14 protein-coding genes and 2 pseudogenes are annotated in these 21367 nt (G+C 65.4%); 4 read left to right on the forward strand and 12 right to left on the reverse strand.

Translation table 11 applies throughout. The features are described from left to right. Window positions 1-15: 15 nt before the first annotated feature. The 6 genes and pseudogenes from WI26_RS26090 to prpB form a co-directional block, all read right to left on the reverse strand. Complete coding sequence (locus WI26_RS26090; RefSeq protein ID WP_081334355.1) at window positions 16-2748, reverse strand: type VI secretion system Vgr family protein; 2733 nt, start codon at window positions 2746-2748, stop codon at window positions 16-18. 33 nt (window positions 2749-2781) lie between these two features. Further along, a pseudogene (tssK, locus tag WI26_RS33275) lies at window positions 2782-2880 on the reverse strand (type VI secretion system baseplate subunit TssK); the annotation flags it as partial. 898 nt (window positions 2881-3778) lie between these two features. Further along, window positions 3779-4969 carry a 2-methylaconitate cis-trans isomerase PrpF gene (prpF, locus tag WI26_RS26095; RefSeq protein ID WP_069227663.1) on the reverse strand — a complete coding sequence of 397 codons (1191 nt, stop codon included), beginning with the start codon at window positions 4967-4969 and terminating at the stop codon, window positions 3779-3781. A 26-nt stretch (window positions 4970-4995) separates the two neighbouring features. Then, a complete protein-coding gene (acnD, locus tag WI26_RS26100; RefSeq protein ID WP_069227664.1) occupies window positions 4996-7590 on the reverse strand; it encodes a Fe/S-dependent 2-methylisocitrate dehydratase AcnD in 2595 nt (864 codons plus the stop codon). An 82-nt stretch (window positions 7591-7672) separates the two neighbouring features. Further along, window positions 7673-8845 (reverse strand): bifunctional 2-methylcitrate synthase/citrate synthase, encoded by a 1173-nt coding sequence (gene prpC / locus WI26_RS26105; RefSeq protein ID WP_059508457.1) that lies wholly within the window; start codon window positions 8843-8845, stop codon window positions 7673-7675. Between the two features lie 116 nt (window positions 8846-8961). Beyond that, a complete protein-coding gene (prpB, locus tag WI26_RS26110) occupies window positions 8962-9855 on the reverse strand; it encodes a methylisocitrate lyase (protein ID WP_044845010.1) in 894 nt (297 codons plus the stop codon). A 170-nt stretch (window positions 9856-10025) separates the two neighbouring features. Here prpB and prpR point away from each other — a divergent pair, with 170 nt between their 5' ends. Then, window positions 10026-12008, forward strand: coding sequence for a propionate catabolism operon regulatory protein PrpR (gene prpR, locus WI26_RS26115; RefSeq protein ID WP_069227665.1), 1983 nt, complete (start codon window positions 10026-10028; stop codon window positions 12006-12008). A gap of 49 nt (window positions 12009-12057) precedes the next feature. Here the strand turns inward: prpR and WI26_RS26120 are convergent. Further along, window positions 12058-12561: pseudogene (locus WI26_RS26120) on the reverse strand (CGNR zinc finger domain-containing protein); the annotation flags it as partial. Between the two features lie 166 nt (window positions 12562-12727). Between WI26_RS26120 and WI26_RS26125 the strand changes: the two are divergent. Further along, window positions 12728-13111, forward strand: coding sequence for a VOC family protein (locus tag WI26_RS26125; RefSeq protein ID WP_059508454.1), 384 nt, complete (start codon window positions 12728-12730; stop codon window positions 13109-13111). 194 nt (window positions 13112-13305) lie between these two features. Here the strand turns inward: WI26_RS26125 and WI26_RS26130 are convergent, their stop codons facing one another. Next, entirely contained in the window at window positions 13306-14154 is an 849-nt protein-coding gene (locus WI26_RS26130; protein ID WP_069227667.1) for an ureidoglycolate lyase, read from the reverse strand. A 659-nt stretch (window positions 14155-14813) separates the two neighbouring features. On the opposite strand from WI26_RS26130, the gene WI26_RS26140 reads away from it, so the two are divergent. Further along, window positions 14814-15644, forward strand: a complete 831-nt coding sequence (locus WI26_RS26140) for an IclR family transcriptional regulator (protein ID WP_069227669.1) — start codon at window positions 14814-14816, stop codon at window positions 15642-15644. A gap of 252 nt (window positions 15645-15896) precedes the next feature. Beyond that, on the forward strand, window positions 15897-16448 hold the full coding sequence (locus WI26_RS26145) for a hypothetical protein (RefSeq protein ID WP_059528779.1): 552 nt from the start codon (window positions 15897-15899) through the stop codon (window positions 16446-16448). Between the two features lie 660 nt (window positions 16449-17108). Here the strand turns inward: WI26_RS26145 and WI26_RS26150 are convergent. From WI26_RS26150 to WI26_RS26160, 4 genes are all read right to left on the reverse strand, one after another. Continuing rightward, window positions 17109-19466, reverse strand: coding sequence for a GNAT family N-acetyltransferase (locus tag WI26_RS26150; RefSeq protein ID WP_069227670.1), 2358 nt, complete (start codon window positions 19464-19466; stop codon window positions 17109-17111). A gap of 571 nt (window positions 19467-20037) precedes the next feature. Continuing rightward, window positions 20038-20334, reverse strand: coding sequence for an H-NS family nucleoid-associated regulatory protein (locus WI26_RS26155; RefSeq protein WP_059467298.1), 297 nt, complete (start codon window positions 20332-20334; stop codon window positions 20038-20040). A 102-nt stretch (window positions 20335-20436) separates the two neighbouring features. Next, complete coding sequence (locus WI26_RS33140; RefSeq protein WP_230939385.1) at window positions 20437-20721, reverse strand: hypothetical protein; 285 nt, start codon at window positions 20719-20721, stop codon at window positions 20437-20439. 61 nt (window positions 20722-20782) lie between these two features. Further along, complete coding sequence (locus tag WI26_RS26160; RefSeq protein WP_069227671.1) at window positions 20783-21310, reverse strand: BON domain-containing protein; 528 nt, start codon at window positions 21308-21310, stop codon at window positions 20783-20785. Window positions 21311-21367 lie beyond the last annotated feature (57 nt).

A 21367-nucleotide genomic window follows, 5' to 3' on the forward strand; every position in this document is an offset into this window, starting at 1 on the left:
GATCGCAAATCACTTTCATGCAATGCGTTCACCGCGATTCGAACGCAAATCGGTGTGCCCGGCATCGCGATTGAGCACATCGCGCACCTTGAGCTGGAACTGCCCTCCGTTGCTCAACTTGATCTGGTATGCGGTCGTGCCCGGTTGATGGTTCTTCACGACGACTCGTCCGAATTCGTCGGTCACCCCTTCGTCGATCTTCGTTTCTCCGCTGAACAGTTCGTAGGGTTCGTCGATGTATTGATGCGTTGCCCCCGGCAGCGCGCCAAGCACGAAGTGCAGGTTCTGAGGCATTTCGGGTGCACTGGATGCAAGCGGCTTACCAACGTTATCGGGCCCCGTGAAGATCCGCCCCGCCGAGTGAACCTCGTATCGTCCCGACGTGCCGGAACGGATAGCTCCTGCGCTCCAGCGCGTATAGCTTCCGCCACCGCTGATCTCTACCTCCTGCTGTGCACTGATGCGAATTCTGTCGGCAACGACGGTCACATTGAGTTTCGCGAGCAGATTGATGCTGTCCTTGAGCGCCTTGAGATCGATATCGCCGGCAGCTGCTACGAAGCGCATGCCAGCCTGATAGACGAACAACCGAAAAGCTTTGCGGAGGCTCGCGAACAATCCGCCGCCCGTGACAACCGACACGTCCGTACCCGCCGTGATTGCTGCGGCATGCCCGCTGCTCAGATGGATCTGCTCGGGTGTACTGGCGACTATGCCGGTCGGGCTGGCGAGTACGAGTTGCGGATCCCTGAACTGCTCCAGTTTTCCACCTCCCCGAATCGCGTCTGCCTGCGACTTCAACGAGCCGGCGACGCTCGTTTGCTCGCCATCGTGCGCGCTCGCCGATTGCGCGGTGCGGGCGAGGTTCTCCATGAGCTCATGCGAGTCAGCGAGTTGCGCATCGATTTCGTCAACACTGAACGCATCACCGTTAGCAGCGGGTCGGCCGAACGTAGTGAGCAGCATCCCTTCCGCACTTCGAACCGCAGCCTTGCCGTCCGTGCGCAGCTCAGCTCCCCGCCCCCGCTCATCCTGCCGCCCCGCATTCCCCGCGATCCGCGTGATGTACCCGAGATTCAGCTGCGAACTGCCCTCGTCGCTCGACAGATGCGCCTGGATCTTCCCGTTCGTATCGTCGAAGGCCAGCGTGTTCGCGCGCCGCCCATCGAGCTCTCGACTGCGAAAGCCCGCCAACGCCTGATTGCTCGACAGAGCGAACGGCGGCATATTGAACGCATTCGCCGCACTGCCCACAACGATCGGCAAATCCGGATCGCCGTTGACGAATGCGACCTCGACCTCCTGCCCACGCCTCGGCAGAAAGACCGAGCCGAACTGATCGCCGCGCCACGCGCCGGCCACGCGCACCCAGCAGCTCGAGCGTTCGTCGTTCCTGCCCAGCCGGTCCCAGATGAACTGCAGCTTCACCCGGCCATACGCATCGGTCCAGATTTCCTGGTTCTCCGGGCAGGTGACGACCGCATACTCGACACCATGAATCCGCGGCTTCTCGATCGAGCGCAGCAACCGAAATGGCTCATTAGTCGGCTGCAGCGTGAAATCCGCTTCGCATCGATACTGCTGGCCGGCACCCGACGCTTCACCGACTTCCTCGATCGTCAGCGAGCATGCGATGACCGCGTGCTCCCGGTTGGCCGCATCCTGCGGATAGTGCGACAGCACGAATGTCTGGCCCGCGACGAGGCCGCGCACATTCCCGCTTCCGGAAGCACGCAGCCCCTGGCAGCGGTACGCCTGCATCTGCACGAGCGTCAGGTATTCCGCCTCGGTCTGCGGATCGTTGTGATCGCCGGAGAGACCGCCCGCGCCGGCTTGCGGCTGCGCGTAATCGCCCCATGCGTAGTGTTCCTGATTGGCGAGTGCCGTATCGCGCGGATCCTCTCGCTTGACCGTCATATCCGCGCGCGGCCACGTATAGTCGTAGTCGACACGCGTTACCGCGCCGGTCGTCAACGCATGCGAGACGGACAGGTCGTGGATATGCTCCTCGTCGATGCGCCGCCCGTTCGGCGCGGCATAGCGAATCGTCGCGTACGCGTCGCCGAGCGGCTTGAGCGCGCCCATCGAATCGACCAGCACCAGCCGATGCTTGCCGTCGCTGTGCTCGAAGAAGTAGAAGATGCCCCACTCTTCCCACAGGCGCTGCAGGAACGCCCAGTCGCTTTCGGCATGCTGGCGCTGGATGTCCCGCTTGGGCCACGCCCGGTTCGGGCGCGGTATCGTCAGCCGTTTATCGACCGGGAACGGATAGGCCGACAGCACCGCGTCGGTGATCTCGATCACCGACATATCCTGGTAGATGCGGCTATCGCAGTTCTTCGTTGCAAGCCACAGCCACGGGAGCAAGGTCAGCACATATCCGATCGAACGACCGTCTTCGCGCAAGATCGTCGCGCCAACGACGACGCCCGTGATCTCCCGCGCGCCAGCGCCGATATTGGCCATGCCGGCATCGCCGGCCAATCCGGGGATGAAACGCCCTTTGCCTTCCAGCTGGATCGCCACGGTCACTTCCGTGCCGATCAACTTGTCGAGCTCGACGTTCGCGGCAATGCTTGGCGAAAACGCGAGCGCGTCGGGTGTCTTCAGCTCCAGCGTGTACTCGAACAGTTCCCCGATCGCTTCCCGTCCGCTCAGCTTGACCGGCGTGAGGAACGGCTCGCCGCCGAAGGTCGGCAGAGCCGCGCCGGTAATCGACAAGGTTCGTGGCACGTCAAACAAGGCCATTTGCATCTCCCAACGTGATCGACGGATGCTCGCTTATGTGCGAACACCCCACAGCTCCAGCTTCAGCGACGGAAAATCCCCTGCCACATGCAATGCAAGCCCGCCATGCCGCACGACCTCCTCCCAAAGTGGCCTGGGTAAACTGGCAGTGGATGCGCCCCTGATTAGTTACGACCCGATTGCCGCACAACTTGCAGGAATTTTTCGCAGATTCGATTGCCTATAGCACCCGAACCTATCGAATAAAGTTCGCCGGGGAATTCTCATAACGATCTCGTTTTTCAAAATCGTGTTTCCTGCAAGGCAGCTGAATAACCGAATTTACGTTATTAGAAATACTTCCCTAATGGCCTATGCATCCATCCCAATACAACCACGTTTCGGACTCGACGCAGTCTTTACGAGCATCAAGCATTGCGAACGGCAAAGTGCATTATCAGCACCGAGCCGCGACGGCGTCAACGCAGTCTCCGCATCAATAAAATCCGGAACGGCTCCTACCAGACCAGTCGTCTTACACACTCGGATGTGAAGCAGCCACCTTGATACAACCCTCGGTCGACCTCTACGGCTCCAACTCCACAAATTACCGGACACGGTTATCGCATTAAAAATTTTTATTTTGTTATAAAAACCGTCAACACTCGGCATCCATCTAACGGTTGAAAGTGATTTTTCTTATATTGAGATATTTTCATTTGATGGTGAACAGGAATCCTTCACTCATCTTTTGGACAAGTCTCACTGGTGCCAAGTCGACTACGTCGTCGACGCAAATGACCGATGCGTCGCGCATGCCCCCACACGATCGCGTCAAGATACCTATCGATCGGTGTCAGTCAGCCGCCGGCACCGATCACCAACCGCATGCCACTCCGCCCGCCCCCGATCACCGTCGAGACATCGCGGCCGCGCGGTGCATCCGCGACGACGCGCTGCGCCGCTTCCTGCACGGCTGACCGAAGCCGAAGCCAAAACGACAAGGGCGGCCGAAGCCGCCCTTGTCGTCATCGGAACAACGCCCGCACACTCAAAACGCGTCGCCCGGCACCCTCACCCAGCCTTCCATCAGCACACGCGCACTGCGGCTCATGATCGCCTTCGTGACGGTCCATTCGCCGTTCTCGAGCTGCGCTTCCGCACCGACGCGCAGCGTGCCCGACGGATGGCCGAAGCGCACCTCATTGCGTTCGCCGCCGCCCGCCGCGAGGTTGACGAGCGTGCCGGGGATCGCCGCGGCCGTGCCGATCGCGACCGCCGCCGTGCCCATCATCGCGTGATGCAGCTTGCCCATCGACATTGCCCGCACCAGCAGGTCGACGTCGCCCGCACTCACGCGCTTGCCGCTCGACGCGACATAGTCGGCCGGCTTCGCGACGAATGCGATCTTCGGCGTGTGCTGCCGCGTCGCGATCTCGTCGAGCGTATCGATCAGGCCCATGCGCAGCGCGCCATGTGCGCGGATCGTCTCGAACTTCTCGAGCGCCTTCGCATCGCCGTTGATCGCGTCCTGCAGCTCCGTGCCCGTATAGCCGATCGCTTCGGCCTCGACGAAAATGGTGGGAATCCCGGCGTTGATCATCGTCGCCTTCAGCGTGCCGATGCCCGGCACGGCAAGATCGTCGACGAGGTTGCCGGTCGGGAACATCGAGCCGCCCGAGCCTTCTTCCTCGGCGGCCGGATCCATGAACTCGAGCTGCACTTCGGCGGCCGGAAACGTGACGCCGTCCAGCTCGAAATCGCCCGTCTCCTGCACCGCGCCGTTCGTGATCGGCACGTGCGCCACGATCGTCTTGCCGATGTTCGCCTGCCAGATACGCACGGTCGCGATGCCGTCGCGCGGCACGCGCGCCGCATCGACGAGCCCGCCGCTGATCGCGAACGGGCCGACCGCCGCCGACAGGTTGCCGCAGTTGCCGGTCCAGTCGACGAATGCCTTGTCGATCGCGACCTGCCCGAACAGGTAGTCGACGTCGTGGCCGGGCCGCGTGCTCTTCGACACGATCACCGTCTTGCTGGTCGACGACGTCGCGCCGCCCATCCCGTCGATCTGCTTGCCGTACGGATCGGGGCTGCCGATCACGCGCAGCAGCAGCGCGTCGCGTGCGGCGCCCGGCGCCTGCGCGGCGTCCGGCAAGTCCTGCAGCCGGAAGAACACGCCCTTGCTGGTGCCGCCGCGGATATACGTCGCGGGAATCCTGATTTGAGGAATGTGAGCCATGTTTGCGTTGTCCCTGTGTGACCCGGTCAAGCGGCCTGCGACGATTCGAGGAAGTCCTGCGCGAAACGCTGCAGCACGCCGCCCGCATCGTAGATCGACACTTCCTCGGCCGTGTCGAGCCGGCACGTCACCGGCACCTCGGCACGCTCGCCGTTCTTGCGATGAATCACGAGCGTGAGATCGGCGCGCGGCGTACGCTCGCCGATCACGTCGAACGTCTCGGTGCCGTCGATGCCGAGCGTCGTGCGGTTCGTGCCCGGCTTGAACTCGAGCGGCAGCACGCCCATCCCGATCAGGTTCGTGCGGTGGATCCGCTCGAAGCCTTCCGCGACGATCGCCTCGACGCCCGCGAGTCGCACACCCTTCGCGGCCCAGTCGCGCGACGATCCCTGGCCGTAGTCGGCGCCGGCGACGACGATCAGCGGCTGCTTGCGATTCATGTACGTCTCGATCGCTTCCCACATCCGCATGACCTTGCCTTCGGGTTCGACGCGCGCGAGCGAGCCCTTCTTCACCACGCCGTCGACGACCGCCATCTCGTTGACGAGCGTCGGGTTCGCGAACGTCGCGCGCTGCGCGGTCAGGTGGTCTCCCCGGTGCGTCGCGTACGAATTGAAATCTTCTTCCGGCAGGCCCATCTTCGCGAGGTACTCGCCGGCCGCGCTGTTCGCGAGGATCGCGTTCGACGGCGACAGGTGATCGGTCGTGATGTTGTCGCCGAGCACCGCGAGCGGGCGCATGCCCTTGAGCGTGCGTTCGCCGGCCAGCGCACCTTCCCAGTACGGCGGACGGCGAATGTACGTGCTTTGCGGACGCCAGTCGTACAACGGTGCCGCCCGCTCGCCCGCATCGGCCGTGCGCGCGAACATCGGTTCGTACACCTTGCGGAACTGCTCGGGCTTCACGCTCGATGCGACGATCGCGTCGATTTCCTCGTCGGTCGGCCAGATGTCCTTCAGCGTGACCGGCTTGCCATCCTGATCGTGGCCGAGCGCGTCCTTCTCGATGTCGAAGCGGATCGTGCCGGCGATCGCGTACGCGACGACGAGCGGCGGCGACGCGAGGAACGCCTGCTTCGCATACGGATGGATGCGGCCGTCGAAGTTGCGGTTGCCGGACAGCACGGCGGTCGCGTACAGGTCGCGATCGACGATCTCCTGCTGGATCTTCGGATCGAGCGCGCCCGACATCCCGTTGCAGGTCGTGCACGCGAACGCGACGATACCGAAGCCGAGCTTCTCGAGTTCCGGCAGCAGGTTCGCTTCTTCCAGATACAGCTCGACCGCCTTCGAGCCCGGCGCGAGCGAACTCTTCACCCACGGCTTGCGCGTGAGGCCCTTCGCGTTCGCGTTGCGCGCGAGCAAGGCAGCTGCGATCACGTTGCGCGGGTTGCTGGTGTTCGTGCAGCTCGTGATTGCGGCGATGATCACGGCGCCGTCGGGCATCTCGCCCGCCTTCTCTTCCCACTGGCCGGCGATGCCGCGCGCGGCAAGGTCGGACGTCGGCAACCGCTTGTGCGGGTTCGACGGGCCGGCCATGTTGCGCACCACGCTCGACAGGTCGAACGTCAGCGTGCGCTCGTACTGCGCGCCGTTCAGCGTGTCTGCCCACAGGCCGGCCGCCTTCGCGTAGGTCTCGACGAGCTTCACCTGCTCGTCGCTGCGGCCGGTGAGGCGCAGATAATCGGTCGTCTGGCCGTCGATGAAGAACATCGCGGCCGTCGCGCCATATTCGGGCGCCATGTTCGAAATCGTCGCGCGATCGCCGAGCGTGAGGCTCGCCGCGCCCGCACCGCGGAATTCCAGATACGCGCCGACCACCTTTTCCTTGCGCAGGAATTCGGTCAGCGCGAGCACGATGTCGGTCGCGGTGATGCCGGGCTGGCGCTTGCCCGTCAGCTCGACGCCGACGATGTCGGGCAGCCGCATCCACGATGCGCGGCCGAGCATCACGTTCTCCGCCTCCAGGCCGCCCACGCCGATCGCGATCACGCCGAGCGCGTCGACGTGCGGCGTGTGGCTGTCGGTGCCGACGCAGGTGTCCGGATACGCGACGCCATCCTGCACCTGGATCACCGGCGACATCTTTTCCAGATTGATCTGGTGCATGATGCCGTTGCCCGGCGGGATCACGTCGACGTTCTCGAACGACTGCTTGGTCCATTCGATGAAGTGGAAGCGATCCTCGTTGCGGCGATCCTCGATCGCGCGGTTCTTCGCGAACGCGTCCGGATCGAAACCGCCGCACTCGACGGCGAGCGAGTGGTCGACGATCAGCTGCACGGGCACGACCGGGTTCACCTTCGCCGGGTCGCCGCCGCGCTCGGCGATCGCGTCGCGCAGGCCAGCGAGGTCGACGAGCGCCGTCTGGCCGAGGATGTCGTGGCACACCACGCGCGCCGGGAACCACGGGAAGTCGCGTTCGCGCTTGCGCTCGATGATCTGCTTCAGCGAATCGCCGAGGATCGCCGGATCGCAGCGGCGCACGAGGTTTTCGGCAAGCACGCGCGACGTGTACGGCAGCGTGTCGTACGCGCCGGGGGCGATCGCTTCGACCGCGGCACGCGCGTCGAAGAAGTCCAGCGACGTGCCGGGCAGGGGTTTGCGGTAGGCGGTATTCATGATGTGGGGCGGAAATCGGGGTAAGACGTTCCGCGCGCGCCGGCAGCCCGCGTCACGGGTGCCGGCGCGCGCGGCGGGCGTTTCAGCGCTTCTCGATCGGCACGAACTGCAGATCTTCCGGACCGGTGTAGTTCGCGCTCGGGCGGATGATCTTGTTGTCGATGCGCTGCTCGATGATGTGCGCGCTCCAGCCGGACGTACGCGAGATCACGAACAGCGGCGTGAACATCGCGGTCGGCACGCCCATCATGTGATACGACACGGCGCTGAACCAGTCGAGGTTCGGGAACATCTTCTTCGCGTCCCACATCACCGATTCGAGGCGCTCGGCGATGCTGTACAGCTTCAGGTCGCCCGCTTCCTTCGACAGCTTGTGCGCGACGCCCTTGATCACCTTGTTGCGCGGATCGGAAATCGTGTAGACCGGATGGCCGAAGCCGATCACGACTTCCTTGTTCTCGACGCGGCGGCGGATGTCGGCCTCGGCGTCGTCCGGCGAGCTGTAGCGGCTCTGGATTTCATACGCGACTTCGTTCGCGCCGCCGTGCTTCGGCCCGCGCAGCGCGCCGATCGCGCCGGTGATCGCCGAATAGATGTCCGAGCCCGTGCCCGCGATCACGCGGCCGGTAAACGTCGATGCGTTGAACTCGTGCTCCGCGTACAGGATCAGCGACGTGTGCATCGCGTCGACCCACGACTTCGACGGCGTCTTGCCGTGCAGCAGATGCAGGAAGTGGCCGCCGATCGAGTCGTCGTCGGTTTCCGTCTCGATGCGCTTGCCGTTGTGCGAGAAGTGATACCAGTACAGCAGCATCGAGCCGAGCGAGGCCATCAGGCGGTCGGCGATGTCGCGCGCGCCCGGCAGGTTGTGATCGTCCTTCTCCGGCAGCACGGTGCCGAGCACCGACACGCCGGTACGCATCACGTCCATCGGGTGAGCCGATGCCGGGATCTGCTCGAGCGCGGCCTTCAGTGCGTTCGGCAGGCCGCGCAGCGCGCGCAGCTTGGTCTTGTACGCCGCCAGTTCGGTCAGGTTCGGCAGCGTGCCGTGCACGAGCAGGTGCGCGATCTCCTCGAATTCGCACGATTCCGCGACGTCGAGGATGTCATAACCGCGATAGTGCAGGTCGTTGCCGGTCTTGCCGACCGTGCACAGCGCCGTGTTGCCGGCCGTCACGCCCGACAGCGCCACCGACTTCTTCGGCTTGAATGCGCCTGCGGCGGCCGGTGCTGCTGCGTCTTTCGTCTCGCTCATGTTTCCGTTCTCCAATGGGTATCGGGGGTGTCATGTCGGCCGGGCGCGCCGCGAATGCGCGCGGCCCGGCTTCATGCAAAGCATTCCGGGAACCGTGCCCCGGCGCGCGGGGCGCGTTACTTCTTGCCCTGCGCGAACAGTTCGTCGAGCTTCTGCTCGTATGCGTGATAGCCGAGGAAGTCGTACAGCTCGGCGCGCGTCTGCATGGTCGGCACCGCGGCCTTCTGCGTGCCGTCGCGGCGGAGCGTCTCGTAGAAATTCAGCGCGGCCTTGTTCATCGCGCGATACGCGCCGCAGCAGTACAGCGCGATGTCGACGTTCGCCTCGCGCAGCTCGTCGAGCGTGAACAGCGGCGTCGAGCCGAACTCGGTCAGGTTCGCGAGGATCGGCACCTTCACGGCGGCCTTGAAGCGGCGATAGTCGTCGAGCGTCTTCATCGCTTCGGGGAAGATCATGTCCGCGCCGGCTTCCACGTACGCGATCGCGCGCTCGATCGCCGCATCGATTCCTTCGGCGGCGGCCGCGTCGGTGCGGGCCATGATCACGAACTGGTCGTCGGTGCGGGCATCGACCGCGGCCTTCACGCGATCGACCATTTCGTCGGTCGGCACGACTTCCTTGCCCGGACGGTGGCCGCAGCGCTTCTGGCCGACCTGGTCCTCCAGGTGGACGGCCGCGACACCGGCCTTGATGAACGAGCGAACGGTGCGCGCGATGTTGAATGCGCCGCCCCAGCCGGTATCGATGTCGACGAGCAGCGGCAGGTCGGTCGCGTTGGTGATCCGGTTCGCGTCGATCAGCACGTCTTCCATCGTGCTGATGCCGAGATCGGGGATCCCGAGCGAATTCGCGGCGACGCCGCCGCCCGACAGGTAGACGGCCTTGAAGCCGACGGCCTGCGCCATCTTGGCTGCGTACGCGGTGATCGCGCCGACCACCTGCAGCGGCTGCTCGGCCGCGACTGCCGCGCGGAATTTCGCGCCGGCGCTCTGAAGATGCGTGTTGCTCATGAACGGCCTCCTGAAGGAATGCCCATCAACAGCAAGGACCGGGCCAGCTCGCAAATCTCCGCTAACCCACTGATTCTTAAGCAACCGGCACGGGCCCCGAATCGTCCGGCAATTTCATTTCGGCGATTTCATGTTTCAAAATTGAAATCGCGCGCGCATAATCGATCGTCATGGACCTCTCCTCGACCAAGCCCGTCGGCCCGGCCGACCGCGCCGTTCGCCCGCGCATCTGGGCGATGGGCATCAGCCGCCTGCGCGACCTTTTTCGCGAGATCGCCGGCGAATTCGACGAACGCGCCGACGTGCGCATCGTCACGCGCGCATACGAAGACGCGCTGAGCGCGATCGCGGAAGCCGGCACCGCGCGGCCCGACGTGATCGTCGCGGCCGGCTCGAACGGCGGCTTCCTGAAAACGCGTGCGCAGGTGCCGGTCGTGGTCGTGTCGCCGACCGGTTTCGACGTGATGCAGGCGCTCGCGCGCGCACGGCGCGACGCATCGCGCATCGCGCTCGTCAGCGCCGGCGAGACGCCGCCGGAAGTGCGCCGCTTCGTCGCCGCCTACGGCCTCGACGTGCAGTTTGCGTCATATCAGTCCGCGCAGGAAGCGGAAGCCTGCGTGCACGACCTGCACGATCGCGGCATCGAGACGATCGTCGGCCCCGGCCTCGTCACCGATCTCGCGGCAAGCGCCGGCATGGGCGCGGTGTTCCTTTATTCGCACGCGTCGGTGCGCAAGGCAGTCGAGACGGCGCTCGAAGTCGCATACGCCACGCACGCCGAGGCGTTTCGCCGCCAGCGTCTCGACAACTTGTTGCAGCACTTGCGCGACGGCGTGGTGGCGCTCGATGCGCGCGGTCGCGTCGAAGCCATCAACGAGCGGCTCGCGTCGGCGCTCGGGGTCGAACCCGCGGCGGCCGTCGGCCGTGCGCTCGTCGACCTGCGGCCGGAGCTGCGCACGCTGCGCGGCGAGGACGGCGACGCGCTCGCGACCGTGCGCGGCGTGCGCTACGTCGTGCATCGCGGGCCGCTGGTCGATCGCGGCGTGACGTCCGGCAGCGTGCTGACGTTCCAGGAGTCGCGCGCGGTCGAGCGGCTCGATCGCACGCTGCGTTCGCAGCCGAATACGCAGCAGTTCGCGGCGCGCTACACGCTCGACGACGTGGTCGGCGCGTCCGCGGCGATGGCGCGCGTGCGCGATCTCGTGCGCCGCTACGCGAAATCCGACGCGACCGTACTCGTGCTCGGCGAAAGCGGCACCGGCAAGGAAATGATCGCGCAGAGCCTGCATGCGCTGTCCGCGCGGCGCAGCTATCCGTTCGTCGCGATCAACTGCGGCGCGTTTCCGGAGGCGCTGCTCGAGAGCGAGCTGTTCGGTTACGAGGAAGGCGCGTTCACCGGCGCGCGGCGCGGCGGCAAGACCGGGCTGTTCGAGGCCGCGCACCGCGGCACGCTGTTTCTCGACGAGATCGGCGAGATGCCGCCGTCCCTGCAAAGCCGGCTGCTGCGCGTGCTGCAGGAGCGCGAGGTGATCCGTCTAGGTTCGACCGAACCGATCCGCATCGACGTGCGCGTGATCGCCGCAACGCACCGTCCGCTGCTCGCGGCCGTCGAGGACGGCACATTCCGCGCGGACCTGTACTACCGGCTCAACATCCTGAACATTGGCCTGCCGCCGCTGCGCGAGCGCGCCGCCGACATTCCGGCGCTCGCGGCCGCGCTGCTCGTGCAGGCTGCGCGGCGCGAACCGCGGCTGGCCGAACGCATGCGCGAGGCCGGCGATGCGATGCGCGTGCTCGACACGGCGCAAGCGACGCTCGCGCGCTATCGATGGCCCGGCAACGTGCGGGAACTGCAGAACGTGGTCGAGCGGATCGCGGTGGAACTGGCCGAGGAGGTCGACGAGCACGATCCGGGCGCCGCGTGCGCGGCGCTCACGCCCGATGCGCTGCAAGCGATCGCGCCCGAGTTGTTCGCCGTGCCACCCGACGCGACCGACGCCGACGACACGCAGACGCTCCACGCGCGCCGCCGTCGTGCCGAAGCCGACGAGATCCGCGCGGTGCTCGATGCGTGCGGCGGCGATCGCGATCGCGCGTGCGCGATGCTCGGCATCAGCAAGACGACGCTGTGGCGGAAGCTGTCGGCGAAATAGGTTCCGGAGGAACAGGCGCGATCGTATGACACGCCGCAGCGCGCCGCCGTCAATCGGCCTTGTGATAGTGGCGGTACGCCTTCGCGCGATTCCCGCACGACGACATCGAGCACCAGCGACGGCTGCCGTTCTTGCTGTCGTCGATGAACAGCCACTGGCATGCGTCATTCGCGCAGCGCTTGACCTTTGCGAGCCGCGCGCTGCCCAGCACGTCCGTTGCCGACCACAGCACCGGGCTCAGGAGCGCCGGGAGCGTCGCGTCCGCTACCCCGATCCGCCACGCGTAGCGGCCGTCGATCCGCGCGAGCGCGACGCGCGGCGCCGCTTCTGCCAGAAAACCGCCCAGCAGCGCGAGATCGTCCGCACTCGGCTCGCGCCGCTCGGCTTGCGCATGAAAGAGCCGATACAACACCTCGCGCAACGCGAACGCGCGCGCTAGCATCGCCGGCTCGTCCCCCTTCTCCTTTACTCGTGCACGACACATGTCGGCCAGGCCGGACGGCACACCCGCCCGCTCGCGGCACCATGTGAACAGGTCGTCCAGTGCGCCGAAGGGAGCCACAGATGAACGACCGTTTTTCCTGCAACGTTGTCCACACCGGCCGCAGCCCCACGTTCTACGACGGCACACTCGGCGCGCTTCGCTACAAGCGGCTGGCATGGTGGTTATAAGCGGGTTGGGTGCCCCGACGTTCCCCGTTCAGTTCAAGGAGCCACAGATGATCGATCACCTTTCGTTTGGCGTTGCCCACATCGACCGCAGCCGCGCGTTCTACGACAACACGCTCGGCGCGCTCGGCTACAAGCGGCTGTACAGCGACGACGGATCCCTCGGCTACGGCACCAGCGAGCCGGTGCTGTGGCTGCAGCACGCGGCGCGTCCGGTCGTCGCCGATCCCGATTCAGGGCTGCACGTGTCGTTTCGCGCATCGTCACCGGTTGAAGTCGATGCGTTCTACCGCGCCGCGCTGCAGCACGGCGGACAGGACAACGGCGGGCCGGGCAAACGCGAACATTACGGCCCCGGCTATTACGCGGCGTTCGTCGTCGATCCCGACGGCTATCGGCTGGAAGCGCATTGCGAGCTCGACAACGTCGTCTGACGAAATCGTCGATTCCCGACTGAGGCGAACGACGTCGATGCGTCGGCAGAGCGCCGGGCACGCACGAACCGGATACATCGACGACAAGGGCCCGATTCCGCGTTGCACGGAATCGAGCCCTCGCCTTTCTGATGCCATGTCATGCCGTCGTTCGGCCCGGGCAGATGCGCCCGGCGGCGGCTCGACGCGGACGATTACTGCGCGCCACGCGTGCGCTGGTATTGCTCACCAAGCCCCTCGATCCCGAGACGCACGGTCTGGCCCGCCTTCAGAAACACCGGCGACGGCTTGATGCCCATCCCGACGCCCGGCGGCGTGCCGGTCGTGATCACGTCGCCCGGCTGCAGAGTCATGCAGCGCGACAGATAGGCGACCAGCTGTGCGACGGTGAACACCATCGTGCGCGTGTTGCCGTTCTGATAGCGGTAACCGTCGACCTCGAGCCACAGATCGAGACGCTGCGGATCGGGCACTTCGTCGCGCGTGACGAGCCACGGACCGATCGGGCCAAACGTGTCGAAGCCCTTGCCCTTGTCCCACTGGCCGCCTCGCTCGATCTGCCATTCGCGCTCGGAGACGTCGTTGACCACGCAATAACCTGCAACGTAGTCGAGCGCGCTCGCTTCGTCGACATCCTTGCACGGCGCGCCGATCACGACGCCCAGTTCGACTTCCCAGTCCGTCTTGACCGAGCCCTTCGGAATGTCGATCCCGTCGTTCGGCCCGCAGATCGAGCTCGTCCACTTGCCGAACACGACCGGCTCCTTCGGCACCGGCATGCCGGCCTCGGCCGCGTGATCGGCATAGTTCAGACCGATGCCGATGAACTTGCCGACCCGCCCGACGCACGCGCCGATGCGTGGCTCCCCGGACACCAGCGGCAGCGTGGCCGGATCGATCGCGCGCAGCCGCGCGAGACCCGCGTCGGACAGCGCGTCGCCGGCGAGATCCGCGACGTGCGCGGACAGGTCGCGAATCCGGCCGTCCGCATCGAGAATACCGGGCTTTTCCTGGCCGGACGGGCCATAGCGAAGCAGTTTCATCGTCTCAACCTCTGTAGTCGAATGTGACAGGATACCGGCCGATGCGGCTGGCTTCAGCCGCACGCCGGACAGGTCGTCGATCGTCGATTGCGCGCGTCGGCACCAGGTCCGGCATGCCGTTCGACGCGCGAGGCTCGCGCGGGCGCAGCGATCGCGGCGCCGCCCGAGGGGTAGCGCGCATCGGTCGGGCGGCCGCCGGTCTGCGCATCGGCGACGGCGGCACGGCCGCGACGCGTGCCGGCTGCGCCGACCGGCTTCGCGCGCGGCCGTGCCGTCGCTGGCCCGCGAGTCTTTGTACCATCGGCCGCGCGCGTTGAAATCGCGCGCGACGGATACCGACTATTGGGCACCCGTGCGTTCGCTGCGGCGCAGCATGGCCCGCATCGACACCGCCCAATCGCGTTTCCAAGACCTTGCCCCCATGCCACCTCGCATAAATACCGGGTATTCGGGGCTACCCTGTCATCGCAAACGATTGCAGATCCGTTCTTAATCGGTAACGATCGGTAAAATGACGCTGCATTGCACACTGGATGTTTGTTGTTAAGCTCGAACGCATGGCGAGCATTGCCATGTGCGGGCTCGACACAAACGTGTTGCATGATGGGTCAGCGTGCGTCGCCCACCGATCGACGGACATTCTCGAACTCATATCAACAATGCAAACATCCAACGACCCGCTTCCTGGCAGCGACGCACGGGAGGCAATCGGGGCAATCGGGGCAATCGATCGCTATCGCGCACCCGCGCTCGACAAGGGCCTCGACATTCTCGAACTCCTGTCGGAACAAAAGGAAGGACTCACCCGCACCGAAATCACGAAGGAACTCGGCCGCAACGCAAGCGAAATCTACCGGATGCTCGAGCGTCTCGTTGCACGCCGCTACGTGATGCGCTCGAGCGGCGGCGACCGTTACACGCTCAGCCTGAAACTGTTCGCACTCGCGCATCGGCATCCGCCGATGAACCGGCTGATCGCCGAGGCCTTGCCGCTGATGCAGCGCTTCGCCGATGCGGCCGAACAGTCGTGCCATCTGACCGTCTACGATCGCGGCAACCTGCTCGTGATCGCGCAGGTCGACGGCCCCGGCCCATGGGGCGTGTCGGTGCGGCTCGGCTCGCGCGTCGGGCTCGCCGATACGGCGTCGGGGCGCGTAATGCTGTCGTTCCAGGGTTCCGAGCAGCGTGCGCACATGCTGGCCGAGCATCGCAAGGTCAAGGGCGAAACCCCGATGAACGAGCAGGAACTCGCGCTCGCGTGCCAATCCATCCGCCAGTCCGGCTACGTGCGCCAGGACAGCCGCCAGGCATACGGCGTAACCGACCTGAGCGCGCCGATCCTCGGCCCGGCCGGCCATGCGATCGCCGTGCTGACCTGTCCGTACATGCGCCGGATCGACGCACATATGGCGCCGTCGGTCGAGGTGGTCGTTGCAAGACTGCGCGATACGGCAGGCCAATTGTCGATGTGCCGCGCGCAGACTTGCTGAACGCTGCAGAACGGTCGCCTGCCCTGAAGGTGGTCGACCGTTCGGGCGTGGCGGTCGTTCGGTCACGACCAGCGGATCGGGCCGGGCGTGTGAGCTCGACGTCGCGCACTCGGTGTGCGGATGCGTGCCGGTCACGCGGCCTCGCGTACCCGCATCCGGCAGACCGTTTCCGGATGCGCGGACGCCGCGCTACGCTAGAATAGCGGCCCTCTCAAAAACTACGACGGCCGGTTGTCGCGGCCGTCGTGTCCGATGGATGTCATGGCCAAACTTCTGAACGATCAAGAATTCCAGCGTTTCTCCGAACTTCAGCAGAAGCAGGCGAGCTTCACGATCACGCCCGAGGAAGCGGACGAGCTGCGCGACATCGTCGCGCGCGCGCAGAAGAAGCGCGACGACCGTGCCGAAGCGATGCGGGCGATCGAGAACTACATCGAGCAGTTCGACATCACCCCCGACGAACTCTTCTCGCCCGAGCAAATCGGCGAGGCCGCGCGCACGTACGGTCTCATTACGGCCACCAAGAAGGAGCGCACGCTGCCGCCGTCGATCACGTTCAACGGCAAGCCGTATCAATGGACCAAGACGCTTCCGGACGACGTGCGCGGCGCGCTGTTCGATGCATTTACGTCTGGCGAATCGGTCAAGCGCTTCATCGCGATGCCGAAGGACACCGCGCGTTGCGCGCTGACGATCGCCCGCCTCGAGCGCGAAACCGGCGGCGTTTATGCCGACGCGCACCTCGAAGAACTCGCGATTTCGCGTGATCAGGTGAACGACGCAGCGTCGAAACTCGCTGCGTAATTGCGATCGCGGGCACGGTTCATGCGTGCCCGCACCGGCGCGGACGCAGGCAGAAGCCCGCGCCGCGCCCGCCGGAGCACTGCGGCCGCTGGCTCCCGAAAATTCTCACTGAAGCATCCCGTAAGCGCTCACCTGAGCATCCCGTAAAAGCTCACCTGAAGTTCCCGGAGAGGCTCACCAGCCCCTCCCGAACGTCCTCACCAACGCTTCCCGCAAAGGCTCACCGGGGCTTCCCGCAAGGGCTCACCGGCAGCTGCCGCGAAGGCTCACCGAGTGTTCCCGAATCGGCTCACCCAATTGCTCCCGGAAACGCTCACTTTCCGCTCCTGAAAAACCTCACCTTTGTTCCGTTTCCGACGCCGCGGGCGCGCAGTGCGGGCGTCAGTGCGCTCAAATGCGGCGCCGGGACCGGCGATACGCGGAGGTCACCAGCGGATGCAATCGCGCGCCGCGGACGCCGAAACTCGACGCGCCCGCCCTTTCGCGCCGATCGCGAAGCGAGCGTTGTAACGATCCGCATATTGACGCGCAAGAGTCCAACGATCTGCACCCCGAACTACAATCAATTCGCACGGTCGCGACCGTGCATTGCCAACAGCCGGCTTTCCGTGGCGGCTGCGCACGATACCGCCGGACGTTCGGGCACGCTCGTCGACTCGATTACGGTTGCAGCTTCATCCTGAACCCCACCACGCCGGGTTCCTCCGTCGTCGACACCTCGAAGCCGCAGGATTTCGCCAGCGAGATCATCGCGGTATTCTCGCGCAGCGCCTCGCCCACCATCCATGCGGTGCCACGCGATCGCGTGTAGTCGATGATGCGGGTCATCATCAGCCGCCCGAGCCCCTTGCCCTTCTGGTCGGGCCGGACAGCGATCGCGAACTCGGCAGTCTCGTTGTCGGGATCGGTAACCGCGCGCGCCACCGCGAGCGTGTGCGAGCGGCCCGATACGTCGGTAAACGACACGATGAAGGCCATCTCGCGGTCGTAGTCGATCTGCGTCATGCGCGCGACTTGCGAATGATCGAAGCTACGCACGGCCCCGAAGAAACGCATACGCAAATCGTCCGGCGTCATCGCGCCAAGCAGCTCGTTGTGCGCTTCCTCGTCTTCCGGACGGATCGGCCTAATCGTCACGGTCTCGCCACGCCATTCGAGCGTCTGCTCCAGATGGCGCGGATACGGCATGATCGCGAGCCGGCTGCGCCCGGCCGCCAGCGTGATGTGCGGCTCGACCAAGTATGCCCGGTCGGACAGCACGCGCAGCGTGACCGACATCGCGACGACCTCGCGTACGTCGCAAACGGCTTGCGACAGCGCCGTCAGCGCGTCGAGCGTGGGTTCAACGGGCGTGCGGCGCGCATATGGCGAACGCTCCATCACCGCGCGGGCGAGCACTGAATTCAGCGGTGGCAGCCCGTACACGACGAACGGCGCCGATACGCCGTCGGCGGACGGCACGACATAACGAAATACCGGGCCGAAGTTCGAATCGTCGTACATGTCGACCGTGACGTCGACGATTCTGGCGCCCGCCGACACATCGGCCGGCTCGCCATGCGCGCCGAAGTGGGACAGCCAGCGCAATGCCGCTTCGCCGGCCAGTTCATGCTCGCCAGCCTCGACCATCCGTCGGGCCTCTGCCTGCGCGGATGCAATGCACTCGGCCGGCTGCAGCGGCGTGCCCTCAGGCGTCTGCATCAGCAACTGCCGCCCGAGGTTGTAGTCGACGAGCCGTGCATATGCGCGCGCAAGACGCTGCGGTGTGGTGTGCACCGGAATGCCGTTCGCGTGCAGTGCGTCGCGCGTGGCCGCGTCGACCGCACCGAAGAAACACGCGAGGATGCCTCGGTACGCGTACTGCCGCGACTCGATCAGCGTGCGCGCGACCGCATCGGCCGGCGCACTGTGGGACGTCGAATGCACGACGAACAGCGTGCCCGTTTGCGGAAACGGTGCGAGCGCCTTGATGGCGGCGCCGAAATGCTCGGGGCGCGCATTGTCGCCGAGCGTCAGCGGATTGCCAGGCCCGGTGAGATGCGGCAGCGCGGCCGCAACCGCCGACGTTGCCTCTGCCGGCCAGTCGGCCAGCACGTCGCGCACCTCCGCGACCGCATCGACCGCGAGTTTCGCGACGCCTGCGTCGCTCGTCACGAGTGTCGCCGCGCCGCGCGCTGTGACGCGCCCGACGCCGAGCGTCTCGATCTCGTCGAGCAGATCGTCGAGCGCATCGACACGCACCATCCCCGCACGCTGGAACGCCGCCGTGTAAAGCGCATCCCCCGGATCGGCGCGCCCGGTGCGCAGTGCGAGCACCGGCTTGTTGCGCGCCGCCGCACGCGCGGCCGACATGAACTTGCGCGCGGCGCATACGGTATCGAGCTCGAGCAGGATTGCGCGCGTGCCGGGATCGCTCGCGAGGTAGTCGAGCACGTCGCCCGCATCGACGTCGGCCTCGCTACCCAGCGCGACGACATGTGAAAAACCGAGGCCTCGTGCATCGGCCCAGCCGAGTACCGCATTCGTCAGCGCGTTCGATTGGGACACCCACGCGACACCGCCCGCTCGCGCCGTATAGGCCGGCGCGCCGAAATGCGCATGCCGCGCGGGCGACAGCACGCCGAGACTGCCGGGCCCGACGATACGGAGCACGAACGGCTTCGCGGCCTTCAGCGTGCGATCGAGCGCGGCACGGTCAGCGTCGGTGCGCGCCTCGCCGACGATCACCGCCACGCGCGTGCCGATCTCGCCGAGCTTGCGGACAATGCCGGCCCACGTGGCAGGCGGGGTGCAGATCACGGCGACCGATGGCGGTGCGGGCAGCCGGTCGACATCGGCCACGACCGCGTGCCCGTTCAGCTCGCGATGCTTCGGATTGACGGGCCACACGGGCCCCTCGAACGCGCCGTCGAGCACGCGCGCCCACACCATCGCACCAATACTGCCCGCGCGCGACGATGCACCGACGACCGCAACGGACCTGGGCTGGAATAACGCATCGAGATGGCGGACGGTCACATCGGCTCCATACGGTAACGAAAGACGACCCGACCGGCACACCGACCGGACGGCCGTGCGCCGGTCGACGCGAATTCCAAGCATAGGCGAACCCGATGCGGCTGCCTATATGCCGAACGGCCGACTGTGCGACGCGCGTCAATGCCCGCAACATGGGCCGGTCACCGACGTCTTCGCACGACGCAACGGGCGAAGGCGACACGATGCGGTCATTCGGTCGCGGCTTCAAAGGTGAGGATTTACAGGAGGTATGGTGAGAAAGTTCGGGAATAGCATGGCACGCAGCGTAAATACGCGAGAGGTGATCGCAATCGGCGGTACGTCCGCACGGCGCGCATCGAGAATGGCAATGCACGCATGCCGCGTAATTGCAGGGTTGTTTACGGGAATTCGCGGCGATATCCGGTCGAATCGCGGCGAATTCGCAAAACGGTATCCGCTAATCGTGCAGCATTGCCGATCAATTCGCGGTTTCGAGTCATGCTGCGACTGCCCAAAAACAAAACGGTGCGACGGCCGCATGGCCGTTCGCACCGTCAGTCAGCGCACGAAAGGTGAGGATTTTCGGGAGTCAGTCCTTGATCAGGAAACGCGCGCGGTTCTTGCCGAGCCACGCCGGCGCACGCCCGCGGCCACTCCACGTTTCGCCTGTCTTCGGGTTCAGATACTTCGGCGGCAACGGACGCTTCGGCTTCGCGGCAGCAGCGGCGCCGATCGGTCGAAAACCGAGCTCTTCCGCGGTAATGTCGAATTCCTCGATTTTCGCCCGAATGGCAGCAATCGCATCGGCAATCGCCTTTTCGCGTTCTTTGTCGATCTTTTGCTGAAGCCGTTCGAGCTGCGCTGTCAGTTGCCTGTAGGTCGCCATATGGATGGGACTCCGTGAGTGTTATTCATGAAAAATAGCCGACTCCAAGCAAATAGAAAAGCGCTTTACCCGATTACAGGTCCTTATCTGGCCGTGTCGGGATCAATAACCGCTTTTCTTCTTGCATGCGAAGAGAAGATTTCGCACGGCGTCATCGGTCGATTGCTGGAGGACGTCGAATTCCCCATTGCAGATGGCTCGGGCATTGTCCGTGCAATTGCTCCAGTCGCTCCCGGTGCACTGCACCTGCGTAGTCGGGCGCCCGTCCGAAGTAAACAGTGGCGCCCCGCCGCCGCACCCGCCGAGCCCCGCAACCAGGGCCAACAATCCGGCCCGACGCCAAAGCATTCGAGGCCACCGACAGACCGACGCAAGCATGTGTTTCATTGTTCTTTCCGTCAACCGATTTTTTAATGCCGCGAGTATGCCATGCACCGCCGTCCGGCGTTCAGTCAGGCGTCCGGTCCGGCAGTCCGCGCGTCTTGTATGGCACGGCCCGGTGCGGATCGTCGGTGATGCGAACGAACACCTGCTCGACGTCGGGAAGCGCGCCGAGTTCGCGCGCCAGCGCCTGCCGATCGAATGCCGGATCAGCACACCCTTCGACATAGATGAAGCGCCGCTGCACGGTGATCCACAGGCTCGTGCCCTGCAGACGATCGGTGCCCGCGAAATGCGCTTTCACTGCCTCGGCGATCGGTGCGTCATACATGTAGGAATTCGGTTTCGTGCAGCGGTGGGCGAGCCAGCAGGTAGTCCCGCGCTCGACGCGGTAATGCGCGTCGTCTTCCATCTCGGCGCGCGTCATCCATGGGCCGAGCGGCAGCGGGCATTCGGCGAAGCCTTGCGACAGCGCGACGAACGGATCGTTGTACCAGTTGCGCCGTGCCGCGGGTGCATCCGCATCACCCGCCTGCGCGAGCGAGGACGTCGCCACCAGTACGGTCAGCCATCCGCCAATTGCGATCCGCTTCATCGTCGTCTCCTGTCGGGCACTTTACCGGTGTCGTTCGCCATGTCCGGATGCATCCGC

The organism is Burkholderia diffusa (assembly GCF_001718315.1).
Taxonomy (GTDB): domain Bacteria; phylum Pseudomonadota; class Gammaproteobacteria; order Burkholderiales; family Burkholderiaceae; genus Burkholderia; species Burkholderia diffusa_B.